A 22,347-nucleotide genomic window follows, 5' to 3' on the forward strand; every position below is an offset into this window, starting at 1 on the left:
ACCAGGTTTCGCTAACAGGTCTGCGGTTATTTTTTGCAATATTGTTATTTATATAACATTTTGTTATATTTTAATAAATGTTATTCGTAGTACTTGCGAGACAATACCCGTTGCAGTACATTTGTCGCTCATAAATAAAGTGATATGAAAGTAGCAGTTGTAGGCGCCACCGGAATGGTAGGTGAAGTAATGTTGAAAGTACTGGCCGAACGCAATTTTCCGATAACGGAATTATTATTGGTCGCTTCAGAAAGGTCTGTAGGAAAAAAATTGCCTTTTAAAGGAAAAGAATACGCCATCATAGGCTTGGAAGATGCCGTTGCCGCTAAACCGGATATCGCCATTTTCTCTGCAGGAGGCGATACTTCGTTAGAATGGGCACCCAAATTTGCCGAAGTAGGTACTACCGTGGTAGACAATTCATCAGCTTGGCGTATGGATCCTACAAAAAAGTTGGTGGTTCCAGAAATTAATGCAGACGAATTGACCAAAGCCGACAAAATCATTGCCAACCCAAATTGCTCTACCATTCAGATGGTATTAGCATTGGCGCCGTTGCATAAAAAATTCAAAATGAAACGTGTCGTCGTCTCTACGTACCAATCGGTATCTGGAACAGGGGTTAAGGCGGTTCGTCAATTGGAAAACGAAATTGCCGGTATTCAAGGAGAAATGGCATACCCTTACCCCATTTCAAGAAATGCATTGCCCCACTGTGATGTTTTCATGGAGAACGGGTACACCAAAGAAGAAATGAAATTGGCCCGGGAGCCACAAAAGATATTCAATGATAAAACCTTTTCTGTGACCGCTACCGCTGTTCGAATTCCTACAGCTGGGGGGCATTCAGAATCGGTTAACGTAGAGTTTGAAAACGACTTTGATTTGAACGAGGTAAGACGTTTGCTCAACGAAAGTGCTGGAGTGACCGTTCAAGACAACCCCGACACCAATACCTACCCCATGCCAATCTATGCGCATGATAAAGACGAGGTTTTCGTGGGCCGCATTCGTCGTGACGAGACCCAACGAAACACTTTGAATATGTGGATAGTCTCCGATAATCTAAGAAAAGGTGCGGCCACCAACGCCGTTCAGATTGCCGAGTATTTGGTGGCAAATGACCTTGTCTAAATCCAACTATTGGTTTAAGAAAGTTAAAACCTTTGTAACGTAGATGTTCCAAAGGTTTTTTTGTGCTATTTTCGGGCAATTAACATCAAAAAAATGAAGTATTTCAGCATATTTCTCCTTATTTCCCTCTTATTTATGGCCTGTGAAACAAACACTACGAAAGAACCCATAACTGTGAACTATCCTATTACAAAAAAAGTTGATACTGTTGACAACTATTTTGGCACGGATGTCAAAGACCCCTACCGCTGGCTAGAGGATGACCGAAGTTCCGAAACCGAAGCCTGGGTCAAAGCCCAGAATATAGTTTCCTCGGGATACCTGAATGAAATACCATTTCGGGATGATTTGAAAAACAGACTAGAGAAACTCTGGAACTACGAAAAATTGGGAGCTCCTTTTAAAGAAGGTGACTACACGTACTTTTATAAGAACGATGGTCTACAAAACCAATATGTTGTCTATCGTAAAAAGGATGGGCAAGACCCTTCCGTTTTTTTGGATCCCAATACCTTTTCTGAAGAGGGAACCACTTCTCTAGCAGGCCTGAGCTTTACAAAAGATGGTTCTTTGGCGGCCTATTTGATTTCAGAAGGTGGTAGTGACTGGCGTAAGGGCATTGTAATCGATACCAAAACCCTGCAAATCGTTGAAGACACATTGGTCGATATCAAATTTAGTGGATTATCGTGGCTTGGTAATAAAGGGTTTTATTACTCAAGCTATGACAAGCCCAATGGAAGTGAACTTTCGGCCAAGACAGACCAACATAAGGTCTACTTTCATAAACTGGGAACTCCACAAAAAGACGATGTACTCATTTTTGGTGGAAAACCATCAGAAAAACATCGCTACATCGGTGCTAACGTGACCGAAGATCAAAATTATTTAACGATTTCGGCAGCTACTTCAACATCTGGAAACAAGCTTTTTATTCAGGACCTCAACAGCCCCAATGCCCCTTTGATCACGATAATCAATGATACAGAATCTGACAACTACCTCATCGAAAACGTAGGTTCAAGGTTATTTATCGTGACCAATAGAAATGCACCGAACAAAAAAATAGTGACAGTAGATGCCGCTAATCCGAGCCCGGAAAATTGGGTTGATTTTATTCCCGAAACCGAAAACGTACTTAGCCCGAATAAAGGTGGTGGATACTTTTTTGCGGAGTATATGGTCGATGCAATTTCCAAAGTTTTACAATACGATTATGATGGAAAATTGATTCGGGAAGTAAAACTTCCTGGGGTAGGAAGTGCTTCCGGATTTGGCGGAAAAAAAGAAGATATCGAATTCTATTTTTCATTTACCAACTATATCGTCCCAGGCTCTTCGTATAAATACAATGTAGAAACCGGCGAATACGAAACCTACTGGAAACCCGAAATCGATTTTAATCCCGAAGATTACGAATCCAATCAAATATTCTATTCTTCAAAGGATGGAACAAAAGTACCCATGATTATAACCCATAAAAAAGGATTGGATCTCAATGGTAAAAATCCGACGTTACTTTACGGTTATGGTGGGTTCAATATAAGCCTTACCCCCGCTTTTAATATCGTCAATGCAGTTTGGCTCGAACAAGGAGGTGTTTATGCCGTTCCTAATCTTCGCGGAGGCGGGGAATACGGGAAAGCTTGGCACGATGAGGGGACAAAATTTAAAAAGCAGAATGTATTCGACGATTTTATCGCGGCAGCGGAATATCTTATAGAAAACAAGTATACATCGTCTGATTATTTAGCTATTCGCGGAGGTTCTAATGGAGGTTTGCTGGTCGGAGCGACCATGACACAGCGACCTGAATTGATGAAAGTAGCTTTGCCTGCCGTAGGTGTTTTAGACATGCTTCGCTATCATACATTTACCGCTGGTGCCGGATGGGCCTATGACTATGGTACGGCGGAAGAGAGTGAAGCTATGTTCAACTATTTAAAAGGGTATTCACCGGTTCATAACGTTAAAAAAGGTATCGCTTACCCCGCAACATTGGTAACCACAGGCGACCATGATGATCGTGTAGTACCCGCACATAGTTTTAAGTTTGCCGCCGAATTACAGGAGAAACAAACGGGACCGAACCCTACGCTTATCAGTATCGAGACCGACGCCGGCCACGGAGCGGGCACACCGGTAAGTAAAACTATAGCGCAATATGCCGATATCTTTGGGTTTACTTTTTACAATATGGGCTTCGAAGAGCTACCAAATAAAGTGGTTTTAAGAACGTTCAAGGAATAACACGCTACTCGCATGATTAACTAAATCGCGTTTGTCGAATTTTGGGGAGGTTTCTTTGTGGGAACAGATCGATTTTTGATTCCTTATTTAAAGCATATCAAAAAGATAGGCTTCGTTTGTTTTGGTGCGTTGAGTCAAGAGAAGAAAATACCAGCCCAATAAGCTCAATGCCAACATTTCCCCACCGTCTTCCAACAATCCGAGTAAAAAGCCAAGGTATCTGTTTTCTCCCGAAAAAGCATGCGCCAAGTCTAAACCGATGCCAAAGAAAAGGAAGAACCCCACAAGTAATGTAATATCGAGACTGATGTATTTGAACCTTGTGCTCGACTTCTTCCAACTTAAAATGCCAACAATCAAGAACAAAGTACCCACAGCGGTAACATAGACAAGTTCCCCGAAATCGCGTCCGCGAAGCCCTATAATGGGTTGAATATCGAAAGTTTGGGCAATAAACACCCCTATTCTTTCATGAAATTCGAAAGCATCGTCAAAGAAAAATACGGTGAACAATACAAGCCATAAAAAGTGCCCGTATCTTTTTTTATACATGATAAGATATGCGATACAGCCGATAATCATAAGATACTTGAAATATTGAAAATATTCTGAATAGCCACCTTCCGTCGTCACCAAAAGGTTCGTTAAATCACCCCACGTATTTAAGTCCATAAAAAATATATACACCCCCACACTAAAGTGTATGCATATGAACAAAAAATCTATAGTCAAGAAGGCCCATAGTGCCGAATTGGTATAGCTATTGGAAAAGAAATTCTTTACAAATTGGGGTGATAATACATTCATTAAGACAAAAAATAACCAAATCTCCCTGGCCAAGATGCCGAAATCACATTAAAGGTTAACGCAAACGGGCTATTTAGAGATTGCTTTCCTTTTCAGCAAATAGCTTCAGTATTTGGTATTTTCACAGCAGCATCTGCTGTCGAATTGTTGAAAAAAAGCAAAGAGAATTCCGAAAGAGTTCAATATTTCAGTAGAAAACCCGTTTTTAGTAAGGGGCCCTTTTTAATAAATTATTCAATTTTTCATCGGCTGATTTTAATCTAAAAAAAGACGAAATTTGAACCCATATTAAAGCTATTGCCGCCATCTGACAGTTGTCTGAATTAAAGGCCTTGTATGCAAAAAAGACATGGGCAAGAGTGTAATACAAATAACCTTTAACAAGTGGGCTTTCGCCTAATATCTTAAAAGAACATTATATATGCTACAGGTAGACCACGTTTCCTTTTCCTATGATGATACTCCTGTGCTGGAGAATATCAATTTTAGGGTAAAAAAGGGAGAACACGTATCGATAATAGGTGAAAGCGGCTGTGGTAAAAGCACCTTGCTGAAAATCATCTACGGACTATTGGATATTAAGGTTGGTGAAGTCTACTGGGAAGACAACCAAATTCTCGGTCCGCTTTATAATTTGGTACCAGGAGAATCGTACATCAAATACCTTTCACAAGATTTTGACTTGATGCCATATACTACCGTGTTTGAAAACGTGAGCCAATATTTATCAGTTTTTGAGCCTGAGGAATTGAACCGACGTACACATGAGCTTTTGGAAATGATCGGGATGACCGAAAAGGCACGGGCCAAGGTCAGATATCTCAGTGGTGGTCAACAACAACGTGTCGCTCTGGCTAGGGTTCTGGCACAACAGCCGAAAATATTATTGCTAGATGAACCTTTCAGCAATATCGACAATTTTAAGAAAAACACCTTACGACGAAACCTTTTTACCTTTCTTAAAAAAGAAGGGATAACTGTACTCACCGTAACCCACGACCACAACGATATATTACCCTTTGCAGACCGAGTATTTGTTTTGAAAGACCAAAAAATCATTGCAAAAGAAACCCCTAAAAATTTATATGAACACCCGAGAGATCTTTACATAGCCTCTTTGTTCGGTGAGGCAAATAAAATTCCAATCAACGTGGTAAAATCGTATGCCGACACAAAAAGACGTATCATCGTTTATGCCCATGAATTTGGGGTTTCAGAGAAATCGGGTTTAGAAGTCACCGTAAACAGATCCTTTTATATGGGGGGTTACTATATGATTATTGGCACATATGAAGGCGAAAACATCAATTTCCATCATCATAAGGCATTAGAAATGGGTAAGAAGGTTTTTTTAAATGTTTCTATCGAAACCATAAACCAACGGCTAAACATTTGAACAAACAACTAATCATAGAAGAGCTTCAATTTAAAGCAGTACGAAGTGGCGGTGCAGGAGGACAGCATGTGAATAAAGTCGCGACAAAAATTGAACTTTCTTTTGATGTCGCCAATTCCCGGGCCTTAACCGAACATGAAAAAAGTCGGATCCTTATAAAATTAAAAAACAGAATTAGCAAAGAACAGTTATTATTGCTACAATGTGCCGAAACCCGAAGTCAACATAAAAACAAAGCACTTGCCATACAACGCTTTTTAGAAACTATCGAAGATGTTTTAAGAAGGCCTAAAAAAAGACGTAAAACGAAACCATCAAAATCGTCTATCGAAAAACGATTGAGACATAAAAAAATGGCTGCATTAAAAAAACGAAATAGGGGCAAACCGAATATGGACTAAAAGATTGAACGGCGCCAGAATCGGTGCTCGGTTGCCTCATTCACTTCCTATTTTTCGGCCGTCGAGCAAATGAATGACCCTTGACCCATACGAGGCATTTTTTTCAGAATGTGTTACTTGAATAATCGTGACTCCTTCTTCATTCAACTTTTTAAAAAGCTGCATAATTTCTTCACTTTGTTGTGAGTTTAAGTTACCGGTCGGTTCATCGGCCAATATCAACTTGGGGTTGGCGATTAAAGCGCGGGCTACGCCCACCAATTGTTGTTGCCCGCCACTAAGTTGAGTTGGGAACAAGTCTTTCTTACCCACAATATTAAAACGATCCAGCATGTCGGCAACCATGGCCTTACGCTCCGACCCTTTTATTTTTTTGTAAAGCAAGGGCATCTCTAAATTTTCATAGACCGTAAGTTCATCAAGCAAATGATACGATTGAAATACAAAACCTATATATTCTTTATAGAGTTTAGCCCGATGTTTTTCTTTGAGTTGGTGTACCGATTCGTGTAAAAATTGGTATTCTCCCTCATCGAACCCATCAAGCATACCAATAACATTCAGTAAGGTAGATTTACCAGAACCCGAAGGCCCCATAATTGAGATGAACTCTCCCTCCTCAACGCCCAGGTTGATATCTTTTAAGAGAAATATTCGTTGACCTCCTGAATTGACCCATTTAAAAATGTTTCCTAATTGTAATAGCATATTTTAGTTTTTTATTGATGACACCTTATATTATTGTTTCCGAGAAAACATACCAAATAAGAGATGTGGCCCTTCGAAAAATGTTACAATTCACGAATAGTGTTCTACTTTCATGCCAAAAATATAATCTTTTTATAATCAATAATTTACATGGAAAACTGGTTATCTGTCAAGGGATTTTGTCAAAATATTTTACAAATAGTGTCAAAAACATGTACAGTATTACCGAAAACTTGATTTGGATTCAAATCGGTGTCTATAAAACCGTGAAGATCACAATAGACCATACCTTTTTTACAAACAAACCTTCTTTGAAACCGTAAATCATAATAGGCAAAGAAATCCCATTTTCCAATCTTACTCGTCACGCAAAGCATCCACTGGGTTGGCGATTGCCGCCCTAAAACTCTGCCAACTTACCGTAAGCAAGGCTATGACCAAGGCAGTAATTCCTGCCAAGCCGAAAATCCACCAGCTAATCGAGGTTTTATAAGCAAAGCCTTCCAGCCACTTCGTAAATCCGTAATAAGCCAATGGAACGGCAATTACAAATGCTAAGACAACCCATTTTAAAAAATCTTTGTTCAGCAGGGTCAATATTTCGGAAACCTTGGCCCCATTCACTTTTCGAATACCAATTTCTTTGACCCTTCGTGCCATAGTAAACTTTGATAAGGCAAAAAGGCCAACACAAGAAAGCAGTATGGCCAAGATCGAAAACCATGCGATAAGTGTATTTACTTTTATATATTCTTTGTACTGTTCGTTAAGTTTTTCATCTGCAAAAAAATGAGTAAGGGCAGACGCCGGCAGACCCTCTTGCCATTTTTCGTTTAGCAGATCAATTACCTGAAAGCTAGCACCTGCTTTAGCTTTTACCAATAAATAATCCCAATCGGCAAAGTTTTCCGTTTCATGAAAAAAGTGAGCTAAAGGCTGTATCTCCCTTTGTACGCCTTGATAGCTAAAATTATCTATCGCGCCAACAACGCGGTACGCACTTCCAGTTTCAGAGCCTTCATGCAGAATTTGTCCCGTAGCTTCGGTAAAACCCAATTCTTCCATGGCCCTTTTATTCAATACCACGCTGTTTTTACTAGCGGAAGCTGGTTGATCGAAACCGGAGCCATTTAAAAACTCTATCCCCATGGTTTTAAAATAATGCCGGCCCACATACGCCTTTCTGAGGAACATACGCTCGACAGTACCGGAACCTTCGGGGAAAAAGCCATTATAATTCTCATCGTAGTCTCCAGGAATACTTCCTGAAAAGCTCACTGATTCTACAAGCGGACTCGCCTCCAGTTCTTCTGAAATTCTTTTTAAATTTTGAGATGCTTCTTCAAGGTTTTCGTACTGCCAGCTATCGGTTTGTGCGACAATCACATTTTCACTATCAAATTTGGGGTCCTTTTGAAGCATATAATCTATCTGTTTCCGAATCAAAAAAGTTCCGGAAATAAGTACAATCGCTATCACAAACTGTATGACAATCAGAGAATGCCGAGAGACCGATTTTTTATTGACCGGAAATAGATTGCCCCGAAGACTTTGTATCATTTTACTGCGAGACCAGAATAAAGCGGGAATTATCCCCGAAAACACCCCGACAACGGCCCAAATCAACATCAAAACACCCAATAACAGCATATTTTTAAAAGGCTTGAATTGCAGATCGGCTTCGAACAAGCGGTTAAATGTTGGCAGAAGCAAAACAACTAGGGCAATTCCTACAATCAAGGCAATCAGGCTTACCATCAGGGATTCCGTCATTATTTGGTAGAATAGGGTTTGTCGGGTGGCACCATGAACTCTCTTTATCCCAATTTCCTTAATTCGCACCAAGGAATTGGTTATGGTGAGATTTATAAAATTGACAATAGCAATGCCGATGATACCTAAGGCGATGATGGTCAAAATAACAATTAGGGTCCGGTTCGACTCTTCCTCGGCATGGTATTCACTAAAGGGTAGTAGGTTTAAATCGGTTTCATTCTCCCCCACCGGAAGAAAATTTTCAGTTACAATACGCTGTAATTTATCTTTGACGTCAGCGGCATTCGTACCGTCTTTCAACTGCACATAGGTTACAGAAAAGGTATTGTACCAATCATGGATATCTTTAATCCAAGGAGATATTTCTTCACCGGTTTCATAAGATGCCACGATATCGAACTTGACCGATGAGTTATCGGGAATAGCTACCACCCCCTTAACGGTTAGAAATATATCTTCGAATTTAATTCGAAGTTGTTTGCCAATGGGCGAATCGGTTCCAAAATATTTCTTTGCAAATGCCGTACTTATTACGACACCGTATTTGTCTTCTATTGCGTTTTTTGGCGAGCCCTCAGTAAAAGGAAAAGTAAATACGGAGAAAAACCCATTGTCTACGTAGTAGATGTTTTCGGGAAAGGCCACGTCTTTATAGCTCAAACGAAAGCCCTCCCAATCGAAAATGCGTGTGCCATTTTCTACTTCCGGGATTTCTTTTATCATTTGGGGCAGCAAAGGGCCTTTAGTCATTGTACTTTCCCCTTCCCGCACCCTATAAATATTGGACAAATTTTCATGAAAATGATTATAGGTCAAATCGTTGTAAACATACAGTAGCAGTACTAGAAAGGAAGCGATACCTACACCAAGTCCTAGCGTATTGATCAGAAAAGTACTTTTGTTCTTTTTAATGTTTCTAAGAAAAAGTAAAATGTTGTGTTTTAACATAGGTTCCTTTTTTAGTCATTCATAATTGAGCCGCTCCGCATTGAAAGGTCTTTATGCTCCTTTTATCATAGCGTCTAATCATCTTTTAAGGCATTCACCGGATTCATCGTTGCCGCCCTGAAACTTTTCCAACTAATGGTTGCAAAGGCAATAAGTATGGTAATCAATGCTGCCAAGGCAAAAAGCCACCACTGCAACTCTATGCGATAAGCAAAACTTTGTAGCCATTTCTCCATGAGATAATATCCTATGGGGAAGGCCACTATAAAAGAGATACCCACAAGTTTCAAGAAATCGGCGGAAAGCATGGCCACAATCTCAGGTACCGAGGAGCCAAGCACCTTACGGATACCTATTTCCTTAAATCGCTGTTGCGTCGTGAAAGTTACCAGTCCGAAGAGCCCCAAACAGGCCACGAAAATGGTCAACATAGCAAAAACGTAAAGCACGGTTCCCATTTTTTGTTCCGACAGATATGTTTGTCTATACGATTCATCAAGCAAACTGTAATTAAACGTTTCGTTGGTGTTAAAGCTATTCCAAAGGGATTCGGCACTGCCAATCAGACCCGCCATGTCGCCGGTTTTCGCACGTACAATTAATCCGCCATAGGAGCCATAGACCATGATCAAAGGTTCTATGGCCCGATGTAACGATTCATGGTGAAAATCTTTGACCACCCCGATTACGGTAAGCTTTACATTTTCAGAATTGGAAGCTGCACGTTCAAAAGTCTTTCCAATAGGATTATCACCGAGTGCAAAGGCTTTGGCGGCACTTTGATTGATAATGGTATTTCCTTCTTCCGAGCCAAATTCTTCCGAAAAATTTCGGCCCTCCAGCAGTTCTATTCCCATAACCGAAAGATAGTTCTCATCAACATTGTAGAGCGAACTTCTCCGTTTGAACTTCCCCTCCTTATAAATACCAAAAACACTACGGTCTGAAGGTCCGGCGGGTACAAACGGAGATTGAGTAATACCTGCTACTTTTGGGTCTTTCAACAATTCATTTTTTAGAACTTCATTGTCGTTTCCCAATAGATAAGAATCTCGTAATACAAGAATCTGATCTTTATCATAGCCTAAGTTTTTATTTTGGATGTATGTCATTTGTTGATTCACCGCCAAAACGGCCAATATTAACGCGGCCGATATTACAAACTGAAATACGACCAATCCACTTCGAATACCTTTGCTTTTACCAAAACCTAAAAACTTACCTTTTAAGGCTGAAACTGGTTTAAAGGATGAAAGAAAAAATGCCGGATAGCCCCCCGCTAGAAGGCTAATTATCATACCGCCTATAAGAAATATCGCCAAAAAAGAAGGCTTTAAAAGTTGTTGCGACTGTAGTTCTTTACCCGAAATCATGTTGAAAAAAGGCAAAGAAAGACTTACTATTACAACTGCCACAATAATGGCCATGACCGTAGCTATCACTGATTCCATTAAAAATTGTTTGATCAGTTGTTTTTTATTTGAGCCCAAAACTTTACGTATACCAACCTCTTTTGCCCTTTTGGCCGCTGCAGCCGTAGCCAAGTTCATAAAGTTGATGCAGGCGATAAGCAGCATAAAGAGTGCAACAGCACTGAAAATATAAATGTATTTGATATCACCCCCTTGCTCTAAAGTAGAGGCCTTTGAAAACTCGGGATTCAGGTGGATGTCGGTCAAGGGCTGCAGGTAAAGCCCCAACGAATTTTCTTGGTTGAATTCGTCATAGCTAACCCCCAACTCTTCCTGTAGTTGTGGTCCCATGTGCTGTTTTAGCACCTGCGGGAGTTTTGCCTGTAATTGTTCATAAGGATACCCTTTGCGCAATACCAAATAGGTAAAAAAATCGGAATTCATCCAAGTACCACTTTGGGCAAGTTCGTGTCCTTTCATAGAAACAAAAGCATCAAAATGAAAGTGTGAATTTTTGGGCACCTCATCGATAATGGCCGTGACCTTGTAGGGCTGATCATACCCCTCCAATTCCAGATTTTTGCCGATGGCATTTTTTGTATCACCAAAATAGCGCTGTGCTTCCTTTTTGGTGAGTACGATACTAAAGGGCTCTTCTAGGGGTGCGACCACTTCTCCTTCGATAACCGGAAGGGTAAACACCTCAAAAAAATTGGGATCCACCCAAGCGTATTTGCCATTTTTAAAAGTTGTGTTGTTGTACGCCACATTGGGCTCGCCCATTCTTCTTAGGCGCGTAGCGTCGTTTACTTCAGGAAATTCACGTTTTAGGGTTTCTGCGACCGGTGGCATTACCACAGCTTCCCGTACGTCTTCACCCTCAATTTTCGCCTTGAAAACCACACGAACGATTTCATCGGCTTTTTCGTTGAACCTATCATAGCTTAATTCGTCGATCACGAAAAGCATAATAACCAAACACGAGGCGATACCTAGCGACAGTCCTACTATATTTAGGGAGAAAAGTCCTTTATTTCTTAAAATATTCCGAAACGCAATTTTAAAATAATTCTTTAGCATGATTTTATTTCTTGTGCCAAAATCAATTCGGCATTTGTTATTCTTTAGCTCCCTTCTTTTTTCAAAAGAGGGGAATGAATTCCGTTTTGTGCCAAGCTTGTGCGGCACAAGAGGAAGAAAGGGGATTTTAAAGTCATGAACCTTGATGCACTAATCACCTAAAACCCTCCGATTCGATCTTCGATCGAACCACCTACCTTTGAAAAAAAGGGAGGAACCTTAACTATTTCTATTACTCCGTGCGTAAACTTTTTAACGGTTTGATCAAAGCCGCGCCAACAGATTGGTAACTAATTGTCGAAACAGCAATGGCCAAAGCGACTATTCCGGCTATTGCGAATATCTCCCATCCAATGTTGATATGATACGCAAAATCTTCGAGCCATCGCTGCATCATATACCAGCCAATGGGGATGGCTATGACAATAGCAACCAAGACCAATTTCAAAAAATCAAGTGTCAATAAGCTATAGATACTTTGGAAAGGTGCACCAAGCACTAGGCGAATACTGATTTCCTTTTGGCGTTGTTCTACCATAAATGCTGAAAGCGCAAATAAACCCAAACAGGCTACCAAAATAGCGAACAAGGCAAAACTGTTAAAGATTTTGCCCATACGCTGGACATCCTCATGCATTTGAGCAAATTTCTGATCCAGAAAACCATAACTTAAAGATTGGTTCGGCACATTGCTATTCCAAATTGTTGTGATTTCGGCTAGAGATTCCTTGATGTTCCCAGCACCGATTTTTACCGCAATCGTTCCAAAATCGTTACCCAATCGTAAGGCCACAGGTGAGATGTTTTCTTTCAAAGATTTAAAATGAAAATCTTCAACAACGCCAATAACAGTCCATTGCTGGCGGTTATTATCAATTTGCTTACCTATTGGGTTTTTAAGGCCTAGATCGAAAGCCATTTTTTGATTGATGATAATTGAATTGACCGAATCGGAAGCAAAATCCCTTGAAAAATCCCGGCCTTGCATTATTTTTATGCCCAAAGTCTTTATATAATCATAGTCTATTTGCCAGGTTTGGCTCAAGACGCCGCCATTTTCGTTTCCATCGCCTATAAGATTAAATGTAGTCTGATTGCGTTTGGAACCGTCAACCGGCAAATAATCGCTAGTGGAAACCTGTCGAACTTGTGGCAATTGCAAGAGTTGTTGTTTAAAATTTCCCGACTTATTTCCCAAGACATTTGCGCCTTCTAGAATCACGACCTGTTCTTTATTGTAACCTAAATCTTTTTTAAGGATAAAGTCCATCTGCTTGTAAATAATCAGCGTTCCGATAATCAAAATAACCGATGTTGCAAATTGAAAAACGACCAACCCACTTCGCAGTTTACCACTTTTACCCCCTCTACTCAAACTCCCTTTTAAGACATTGATAGGTCGGAAGGCGGAGAGGTAAAACGCTGGATATAGCCCGGCAAGAATTCCAATGATTAAAGCCGAAAGGAGTAGAACAGGTATAAACCACCATGACGCCCAAGGCATTGCAATCGTCTTTTCAGCTATGGAATTGAATATTGGAAGTAACAGCCATGCCGTTGCCACCCCAACTATAAAAGATATGATGCTAAATAATACGGCCTCTGTAAGAAATTGGTTCACAAGGTTACTCTTGAAAGCACCGACTGTTTTTCGCAAGCCAACTTCTTTTGCCCTGTTCGCAGATTTTGCCGTTGACAAGTTGATAAAATTGATACAGGCTAAAACTAAAATAAACCCAGCAATAGCCGCAAACAACCATACAAAACGAACGTCTCCGTGTTGTAACCCATCGGCCATTTCTATATCAGATTTTAAATGAATGTCGCTTATCGGTTGTAATTTGTATTCTATACTTTTTAGAATTTCTATAAATGATGCATCCCTGCCTCTTTCGATCTGAGCAGGAATTACATAGTTCTCTATTATAGCACGCATTTTGTTCTCCAATTCCTCCACGTTACTTTTTTCATCCAAAAGGACATAGGTAAAGTAGTTTTGTGATGTCCAACTTAGATTGGTATCATCAATGGGTAACAGAAAATCAAAATCGAGATGTGAATTACTGGGAAAATCAGGCATCACACCAGATATGGTATACGGCTTTGAAGCATTATCGTCTAAAATCAACGTTTGCCCAAGGACGTTACCTTGGGGAAAATATTTAGCCGCTTTCGATTCTGAGATAACAATGTTTCCCGGTCCAGTCAAAGCTTCCGTAGCGTTGCCCTGTAGTAGCGGTATTTCAAGTATCTCAAATATATTCTGGTCGCCATACAGGAATCCCCCCTCAAAGATGTTCTGCGTCGCTGCGCCTGAACGGAATGCTCTTTTTCCACCGGAAGAAAGTGCAGAACCGAATATTTTACCAGCTTTTTTAATTTCGGGAAAATCGGCTTCGATTGTCTGTGCCATTGGCAGAGGGAAATGGGTGCTTTTTTTCATTTCCCCACCTATTTCTGCCTGCAGTACTACCCTATAAATTCGATCCGAATTGGCATAATGCCGATCATAGTTCAATTCATCCTTTATGAATAATGCAATTAACAAACAAGCTGCGATGCCCACGGCAAACCCCCCAACCTTTATAAAGGTTAACAATTTTTCACTTTTGATGCTTCGCCAAGCGATTTTTAGATAGTTTTTAAACATGATTCTCGTTTTTTGATGCTTCCCCGCCTATGTACGGCAAAGGTTTGATGATGATTTATTCGTTACGCAACGATTCTGCTGGGTTGACCATAGCCGTTTTAAAAGATTGAGAAAGAATAGACAGCGCCGCGACCACTAAAACCACCAACAAGGGCGCTAAAAACATCGTAATACTGAGGTCGATTTTGAACGCATATTTTTCTAACCAATTTTTGGTGACAAAATAGATAATCGGTAGGGCTATCGCCCCCGATAGCAAAACCAAGCCTAGCAATTTTCTTGGAATTATTGCCAAGGCCTGTACGACAGTGGCGCCCATAACTTTGCGCACACTTATCTCTTTGGTCTTTTGCATGGCCATATGCGATCCCAGACCGAAAAGCCCCAGGGCCGCTATAAAAATTGCCAAAACAGAAAATACCAGACAGATGATTCCGAATTTCGATTCCGCTTTGTATTGTCGATTAAAGTAGTCATCGATAAAAAAGAAGTTGTAGAGATCGTTCGGGAAAAACTCTTTGAACTTGGTCTCTATTTGAGCCGTTGTTTCATGAATATTGTTACCTGCAATATTTACTGTTACAAACGAGGCCGTATAGTCGGCAAAGTGCATGAAAACAATGGGGTCGTATCCCTTTTGCAGCGATTGTTGGTGGTGGTCTTCTACTACTCCTATTATTTCAGTTGTTCGATCGATTGGCCCATATTTGAATATCATTTTTTGGTCTATAGCCGCCTCAGGGTCTGAAAATCCTAAATTTTTTGCGGCCGAACGATTGATTATCACACGGTGCCCTGAAGGAACTGCTCCCTCTCTTGTATACAATGTGGTGGCATCCTCTTTAACAAAATCTCTTCCTGCCAAGAGTTCGATGTCATAGGTTTTTATAAAATCTTGGTCGACAATAACGAAATTGGCATTGACACCTAGCTCCCTTCGTACATGTACTTGTCGAATGGTATTCCCCTGTATGATAGGTTTTCCGGGTATTTCATCGGACAGGGCCACACTATTGATCTTTGGGTTTTGGATCAGTTCGCGCTTAAAAGATTCTACTTTCAGCTGTGTGGTAGAATCGGCATACATTGGTGCAGAAAAAACAAGATTTTGCTCGGCATCAAAGCCAAGGTCTTGGTTCTGCATGTATGAGAATTGATTATAAACAATATAGGTTCCCGCTATTAGGGCAATTGAAATAGCAAATTGTGCAACTACCAACGTCTTTTGAAGGGTATTACCTTTTGATGTTTTATGAAACTTACCCCGCAGCACTTCAATCGGTACAAAACCGGACAATACAAAGGCAGGGTAGAGTCCTGCTAAAATTCCGCCTAATAGAAATATGCCTATCATGGCCAACCATACTTGCCATTGACCCCACATACCAAAGTTTAAAACTTCTATTCCGACCAACGAATTAAAAGAAGGAATCAATAAATTAATTAATACAAATGATATGATAACTGCAAAGAAATTAATGATCAACGATTCAAACAAAAATTGATGAATCAGTACTGACCGAGGGGCTCCAACTACTTTTTTAAGCCCTACTTCCTTGGCACGCTCCATTGATTTCGCGGTAGAAAGGTTAACAAAATTAATCATGGCGATAGCAATAATAAAGCCTGCTACAATGAGTAAAAAGTACAACGTACCCTCACTATTATTCGGAGAGATTTCCTTTAATAGATGAGATTTCAAATGAATGTCTTTAACGGGCTGTAATGCAAGTTTTGCTTCAAAACCATGCTCGTTCATAATATTCCCCAAATATTTTTTTACGAATGCCGGAAACTTAGCCTCGACCACCTTCGGATCTGTACCTGGTTTAAGTTTAACGTAATTGTAAAACTCTGGCCATACCCAACTGTTCGCATGATCACCATCTTGTCCGAAAATATTATACGAAACAATCATACCCATGGGTAAATGTGTGTTCTCTGGCCGATCCTTAAAAACACCGGTTACTTTGAGTTTGAAATTGTCATTGATTTCAATCATTTTGTCAATAGGATCTTCATTTCCGAAAAAGCGATGAGCTATTTTTTCAGCCAGAATAACAGTAATAGGTTCTTCAAGAGCCGTTGCCGGATCACCTTGAATGAATTGAATATCGAACAGGTCGATAATTGCGTTATCAGCGAAATAAATATGGTCATCATTTGCATCTGATTTTATTTCGTCACCGTTAGAATTGGTGTATGAAATATTCATGGTGCCAGAGAATCCCATTGGCTTATCGGCAATCCGTGTATAACTCTCAACTTCTGGAAAATCCGATAGCATTGCGGGGCCAGCCATTGGGTGGTTCGTTGCAGAAGTAGCAAAACCATTACCCCCAAGATTTGTGGTCAATGTTACCCTGTAGAGGTTATCGACTTCGGGAATAAAACTATCATAGCTTTTTTCAAATGCAATGTAACTTATCAATAGAATAAATGCCGTTATCCCAATTGAAAGCCCTAAAACATTGATGCCTGTAAAAAGTTTGTTCCTTAAAAAGAATCGTAAGGCAATTTTTAGATGATTTTTTAGCATGGCTCTTTGTTTATCATTGTTCGTTAATGGTTGTTGAACGGATCAATTAGCAAAAGGCAAATTTTGCTGCCAATAGCCATAATTTCTTAGAATTGTTCATTGTTTATTGCTCACTGTTCACTGTCTATTCCGTTCGCAAACTTTTTACGGGGTTCGCATTGGCAGCCTTTAAAGCCTGAAAGCTTACCGTCAATATTGTAATCGCCAAGGCCCCGATAACCGCCAAGGCAAAAATCCACCACTCTAATATTACATGGTATGGATAATCTTGAAGCCACCCGTTCATTACATAATATGATATGGGAATGGCAATAAAACAGGAAATGACGACCAATTTTAAAAAATCTTTGGAAAGCATATTCCAAACATTGAATACGGTAGCTCCCAGCACTTTGCGGACTCCTATTTCTTTGGTGCGCTGTTCCGCAACAAAAGAAGTGAGTCCGAATAGTCCAAGACAACTTATCAAAATGGCCAAGGCCGTGAAAACTCCCGATAAGGTACCGATGCGTTCTTCAGCGGCAAATTTTTCGCCATATTCATCATCTACAAAATCATACTGAAAGGGGAGGCTTGGAAAATGTTCTTTGAACACCCCTTCTATAATAGCCAGATTATGACTTGCACTTTGATTTGGGTTTAAACGCATGTTGTAAAAACTGGAATTGCCATGTTTGTCAAAAACATAGACGCCTTGTTTTACAGGTTCGTATGGTGATTGCGTAATCATATCCTCGACGACCCCGATAATTTTTAAAGGAGGACCAGGGTCTTCCTCATCATCGTCTTTTAAAAACTTACCAATGGGATCTATAATCCCCATATACTTTAAGGCCGTTTGGTTAATGAGCACCGCATTGGAGTCAGAAGCAAATTCACGTGAAAAGTCCCTGCCCTCTACGATTTTAAGGTTGAGTGATTTGGCATATTCGGGAGTGACCTCCGTCCAAGCCAGATCTTCTTGAAACCCATCTGGCTTACCTTCCCATTCAAAACCACTGCGATTGGACCATATTTGGGTAGTGGGACTACTAGAGGCCGACATTTCGACAATCGCACCTGAACCCAAAAATTCGCTGCGCATTAAATCATATTTACCGGCGAAGTCTTCGCTAAATGTGGGTATTTGTACCAAACCCTCTTTATCGTAACCCACGGGACGGTTTTTCGCATGATTGATCTGTTGCATTACAATTACGGTTCCGATGATAAAAGCAACGGAAACCGTAAACTGAAGTACAACCAAAATCTTCCTGGGCAATCCGGCATGTTTGCCAGATTTAAAGGTTCCTTTTAATACGTCAACCGGTCTGAAAGAAGACAGGTAAAGCGCTGGATAACTACCTGATAATAGAGCCGTAAACAAAATAAATACTACCGATATCAACCAAAAAACACTACTATTCCAAGGGAATGAAATCTCTTTTTTAGACAAATCGTTAAATCCGTTCATAGACAACAAAACAATCAAAACGGCAATCGAAAAGGCGAATAATACCACCAAGAACGATTCGCTCAAAAATTGGTTGATCAATTGATTTCTCTGTGAACCGATAGATTTACGAATGCCTACCTCCTTGGCCCGTTTTTCAGATCTTGCGGTACTTAAGTTCATAAAATTAATACACGCCAAAAGCAACACAAACGCCCCGATAATGCCGAATAACCAAACATACTTTATGCGCCCTCCTACCTGCTTTCCGTTTTCGAAATTGTTTCGTAAATACCAATCTTTCATGGGAAACAAGAAAAGTTGCGGGTTAAACTCGGCGGTATCTTCATTCAAGGTCTTTTTAACGTCCTTTATGGTTGTCGTGACCTTTTCCATAGTCGTGTTATCGGCAATTTGCACGAACATCTGAAATGAATTGTTTCCCCATTGATCTATGGCATTTTTCATCCATTCCTGGGTGGCGACCAGTTTCTCCCATGGCATAAGAAACTCAGCATCATTAAATGAATTATTGAGGGGAATGTCTTCATAAACCGCTGAAACCATTACATCGTATTGATTATTAACCTCAACGGTCTTTCCAATAGGTTCTTCGTCACCAAAGAGTGCGATGGCTACAGATTCCGATAACATAACAGAGTTCAGTTCGCGCAGGCCGTCTTGCTCTCCCTTCAGAATTTTTAAGTCCAACATTTCAGGAGCTTCCCGTTGCATAAAATTTCCGGTTTTGGACAGGCTCTTATCTTTGTACTTCAGGTATCTCGAAACATTCCACGAAGACATGACCAGGTGCTTAAAGTTATCGGCATAACCATCGCGAAACGCTTTTTCCAAAGGTCTGGGTATAGCAGGACCTGTTCCTGTTTCACTGTTGAACGTTTGTGACTGGAATACTTGGGCTATACTCCCTTTGTTTTTAAAATACGCGTTATGGGTAAGCTCATCTTGGATCCACAGCCCGATAATCAACGTAACGGCCATGCCCAGCGCAAGTCCACCGATATTAATAGCGGTATAGCCTTTGTTTTTCCAAAGGTTTCGCCACGCGATTTTTAAATAGTTCTTAAACATGGTTCTCGATTTTTGTCTATGTTTTTAGCTCTCCTCTTTTTAATTTTCAAACCCCCTGTCTTCCCTCAAAACAGGACGGAAATCCACCTCCTTTTGAGTTGTTTTCAAACCATCCGACCCTGACTGAAACGTCAGGGCCACCTCCCTTTAGCTAAAGGGAGGAGCCTCAACAGTTATTCGGTTCGTAAGCTCTTTACCGGGTTGGCAATCGCTGCCTTAATACTTTGGTAACTTACAGTAAGTATTGCAACGGTAAGCGCCATTAAAGCTGCAAGGCCATAGACCCACCAGCCAATTTCTATTCGGTATGTAAAATCTTCCAACCATTTGTTCATGGCATACCAGCCTATGGGCAACGAAACAACAATGGCGATACCCACCAGTTTTAAAAAATCTATGGTAAGTCGATATGAAATCTGGCCCACGCTGGCACCCAACACTTTGCGTACTCCTATTTCTTTGGTTCGCTTTTCGGCATTAAATATGGCTAGGCCAAAAAGGCCAAGACAGGCAATAAGTAGTGACAGAATGGTAAAAACAACAAAAATCTTACCCAAACGAAGCTCAGATTGATAGGTTTCATTAAACGCATCATCCATAAAATTGTAGCTGAATGGTTGTCCTGGAGCCACTTGTTTCCAGATATCCTCAATTTGTGAAATCGACGACGTAAAATCGCCCGCGCTCAGCTTAACGGCCATTCCGTTTGCATACCCCCCCAAAGACATGCCTAGTGCTCCTATATTGTCACGGAGGGATCGAAAATGAAAGTTTTTCACAACTCCTATAACCGTAGAAAATGAAATGTTTTTTTCGCCCACATAGGAAGTAATTCTCATCCCTAAAGCCTCCTCTGGCTCCACACTAAACAATTTAAGTGCTGTTTCATTGATGATAATGGCCGTCGAATCGGTGCCAAAGGCAGGATCAAAATCCCGTCCTGCAATGATTTCTAGCCCCATGACCGAAATATAATCGTAATCTACGCTCCAATCTTGCATACTTATAGACTGTTCTCCTCCTAACGCTCCTTCTCTGTTAAAAGCTTTATCACTTCTATTGGAAGGTGTTGGGTAGTAACTGCTTAAACTGGCATTTTGTACCGCCCCTAATTGTTTTACTTGCTGCTTAAAAGACTGTACCTGTTCACCTGCAGCATAAGCATCATTGATGAGTAGCACTTGATCTTTTGAAAAACCTAGGTCTTTGTTCTGAATAAATCGTAATTGCTGGTACACGACCAAGGTGCTTATGATTAGAAAAACGGAGATGGCAAATTGAAAAACTACTAAAGAGTTTCGCACCCCAGTTCCACCTACATTACCTCCTCCGCGACCCTTTAACACCATAACCGGCATAAATTTGGACATAAAAAAGGCCGGATAGCACCCAGAAAGCACACCTAATAAAACTGTTGACATAAGCAGAACCACCCAAAACATAGGTTCGGCAAAAGGTATGGTAAGTGATTTACCCGACAACTGATTGAAGATGGGCATGGCAACCGACGTCATAACGATGGCCATGATCATAGATCCTAATGCAACTAAGCCTGATTCAGTTAAAAATTGAACCCAAAGTCCGGTCTTATTAGACCCGAGGGTTTTTCGAATACCTACTTCCTTTGCCCTTTTTAGGGAGCCTGCCGTAGACAAATTCATAAAATTGACACTCGCCAAAACGATAAGAAACAAAGCTATAAAAGATAGTATGTATATATTTTGAATGTTATTATTTGAGCTAATTTCTGCAGATCTATCGGAGTAGAGTCGAATATCTCTAAGGCTTATAGTACTGAACTTCAAATAACTCCCTGATGCTATCAATTGCGCTTCAGTAATTCCAGGAAAAATTTCTTGAATACCCGGTACCACATACCTACTAACGATGGCCTGTAAACGTTCTTGTATGTCATCAGCTTCTATACCTGGGATTAATTTGATATACGTCTGAAAATTATTGCCACTCCAATTTGCAGACCAAGCATCAGGGTAACCTGCCATAGACATGAACACTCCATAATCCCTTAAAAATGAATTTTTGGGGAAATCATCAATTACTCCGGTAACTGTATAGGTGTCGCCATTATTTAAAACAAGAGTCTGGCCCAAGGCATTATTGATATCGAAATGCTTTTTTGCCGCAGTTTTTGTCAATACCAAGGTATTCGGATGTTTTAAAGCCGATTTTAGGTCTCCCACCAACAAATCAACTCCGAACATGTTAAAGAAAGTGGAATCTACATAAGTTGCTTGGGATTCTTTTATATTGACAACGGATCCTGTTTTTTTGACAAGCATGCTTCCGACAGTGCGAAACCTTGTTGTTAACTCTACTTCTGGAATATCACTTTTAACGGCATCGGCCATCGGGGCAGTAACCACGGCAAAATTGCGAATATTTCCTCCGAATTTCAGATCTCCATTAATTCGATAGATGCGATCGGCATCTACAAACATGCTATCATAGCTAAACTCATCATAGATATATAAAGCAATGAGAAGCCCCCCGGCCATACCAATGGCTAGGCCAAAGATATTTAGTGAAGTGAAGAACGGCTGCTTTTTAAGACTTCTCCAGGCAGTTTTTATATAGTTCTTGAACATGATGCTTGATTTTTGTCTATGTTTTTCGCTCTCCTCTTTTTAATCTTAATTTTCAAACCCTCCGTACCGACGATACCGTCGGGGCCACCTCAGTTTGTGTTGCTCTCAAACCCTCC

Annotated in this window: 12 protein-coding genes; 4 read left to right on the plus strand and 8 right to left on the minus strand. The window is 40.5% G+C overall.

Annotation, left to right across the window (positions count from 1 at the left end):
• The first annotated feature begins 144 nt into the window (after nt 1-144).
• Entirely contained in the window at nt 145-1,134 is a 990-nt protein-coding gene (locus AACZ88_RS06625) for an aspartate-semialdehyde dehydrogenase (RefSeq protein ID WP_339708001.1), read from the plus strand.
• A gap of 93 nt (nt 1,135-1,227) precedes the next feature.
• Nucleotides 1,228-3,384: a prolyl oligopeptidase family serine peptidase gene (locus AACZ88_RS06630; RefSeq protein WP_339708003.1), complete on the plus strand. Its 2,157-nt coding sequence runs from the start codon at nt 1,228-1,230 to the stop codon at nt 3,382-3,384.
• A gap of 87 nt (nt 3,385-3,471) precedes the next feature.
• Here the strand turns inward: AACZ88_RS06630 and AACZ88_RS06635 are convergent, their stop codons facing one another.
• The gene (locus tag AACZ88_RS06635) at nt 3,472-4,056 is read right to left on the minus strand and encodes a hypothetical protein (RefSeq protein WP_339708006.1); all 585 of its coding nucleotides are present in this window, start codon (nt 4,054-4,056) and stop codon (nt 3,472-3,474) included.
• A 556-nt stretch (nt 4,057-4,612) separates the two neighbouring features.
• Between AACZ88_RS06635 and AACZ88_RS06640 the strand changes: the two genes are divergently transcribed.
• Both AACZ88_RS06640 and arfB read left to right on the plus strand, forming a co-directional pair.
• Nucleotides 4,613-5,587 (plus strand): ABC transporter ATP-binding protein, encoded by a 975-nt coding sequence (locus AACZ88_RS06640; protein ID WP_339708009.1) that lies wholly within the window; start codon nt 4,613-4,615, stop codon nt 5,585-5,587.
• Nucleotides 5,584-5,988, plus strand: coding sequence for an alternative ribosome rescue aminoacyl-tRNA hydrolase ArfB (gene arfB, locus AACZ88_RS06645; RefSeq protein ID WP_339708012.1), 405 nt, complete (start codon nt 5,584-5,586; stop codon nt 5,986-5,988). The genes AACZ88_RS06640 and arfB overlap by 4 nt, the downstream gene beginning before the upstream one ends.
• A gap of 36 nt (nt 5,989-6,024) precedes the next feature.
• On the opposite strand, the gene AACZ88_RS06650 is transcribed toward arfB, so the two are convergent.
• The 7 genes from AACZ88_RS06650 to AACZ88_RS06680 all read right to left on the minus strand — a co-directional run bounded on the left by AACZ88_RS06650 (nt 6,025) and on the right by AACZ88_RS06680 (nt 22,231).
• Nucleotides 6,025-6,696, minus strand: coding sequence for an ABC transporter ATP-binding protein (locus AACZ88_RS06650; protein ID WP_339708015.1), 672 nt, complete (start codon nt 6,694-6,696; stop codon nt 6,025-6,027).
• Between the two features lie 357 nt (nt 6,697-7,053).
• On the minus strand, nt 7,054-9,420 hold the full coding sequence (locus AACZ88_RS06655; RefSeq protein WP_339708018.1) for an ABC transporter permease: 2,367 nt from the start codon (nt 9,418-9,420) through the stop codon (nt 7,054-7,056).
• Between the two features lie 74 nt (nt 9,421-9,494).
• Nucleotides 9,495-11,912, minus strand: coding sequence for an ABC transporter permease (locus tag AACZ88_RS06660; RefSeq protein WP_339708021.1), 2,418 nt, complete (start codon nt 11,910-11,912; stop codon nt 9,495-9,497).
• Nucleotides 11,913-12,144: 232 nt separating this feature from the next.
• Entirely contained in the window at nt 12,145-14,562 is a 2,418-nt protein-coding gene (locus AACZ88_RS06665; RefSeq protein ID WP_339708024.1) for an ABC transporter permease, read from the minus strand.
• Nucleotides 14,563-14,617: 55 nt separating this feature from the next.
• The gene (locus AACZ88_RS06670; RefSeq protein WP_339708027.1) at nt 14,618-17,101 is read right to left on the minus strand and encodes an ABC transporter permease; all 2,484 of its coding nucleotides are present in this window, start codon (nt 17,099-17,101) and stop codon (nt 14,618-14,620) included.
• 124 nt (nt 17,102-17,225) lie between these two features.
• Nucleotides 17,226-19,625, minus strand: a complete 2,400-nt coding sequence (locus tag AACZ88_RS06675; protein WP_339708030.1) for an ABC transporter permease — start codon at nt 19,623-19,625, stop codon at nt 17,226-17,228.
• Between the two features lie 173 nt (nt 19,626-19,798).
• Nucleotides 19,799-22,231 carry an ABC transporter permease gene (locus tag AACZ88_RS06680; RefSeq protein WP_339708033.1) on the minus strand — a complete coding sequence of 811 codons (2,433 nt, stop codon included), beginning with the start codon at nt 22,229-22,231 and terminating at the stop codon, nt 19,799-19,801.
• Nucleotides 22,232-22,347 lie beyond the last annotated feature (116 nt).

The organism is uncultured Kriegella sp. (genome assembly GCF_963975415.1).
In the GTDB taxonomy this organism is placed as follows: Bacteria; Bacteroidota; Bacteroidia; order Flavobacteriales; family Flavobacteriaceae; genus Kriegella.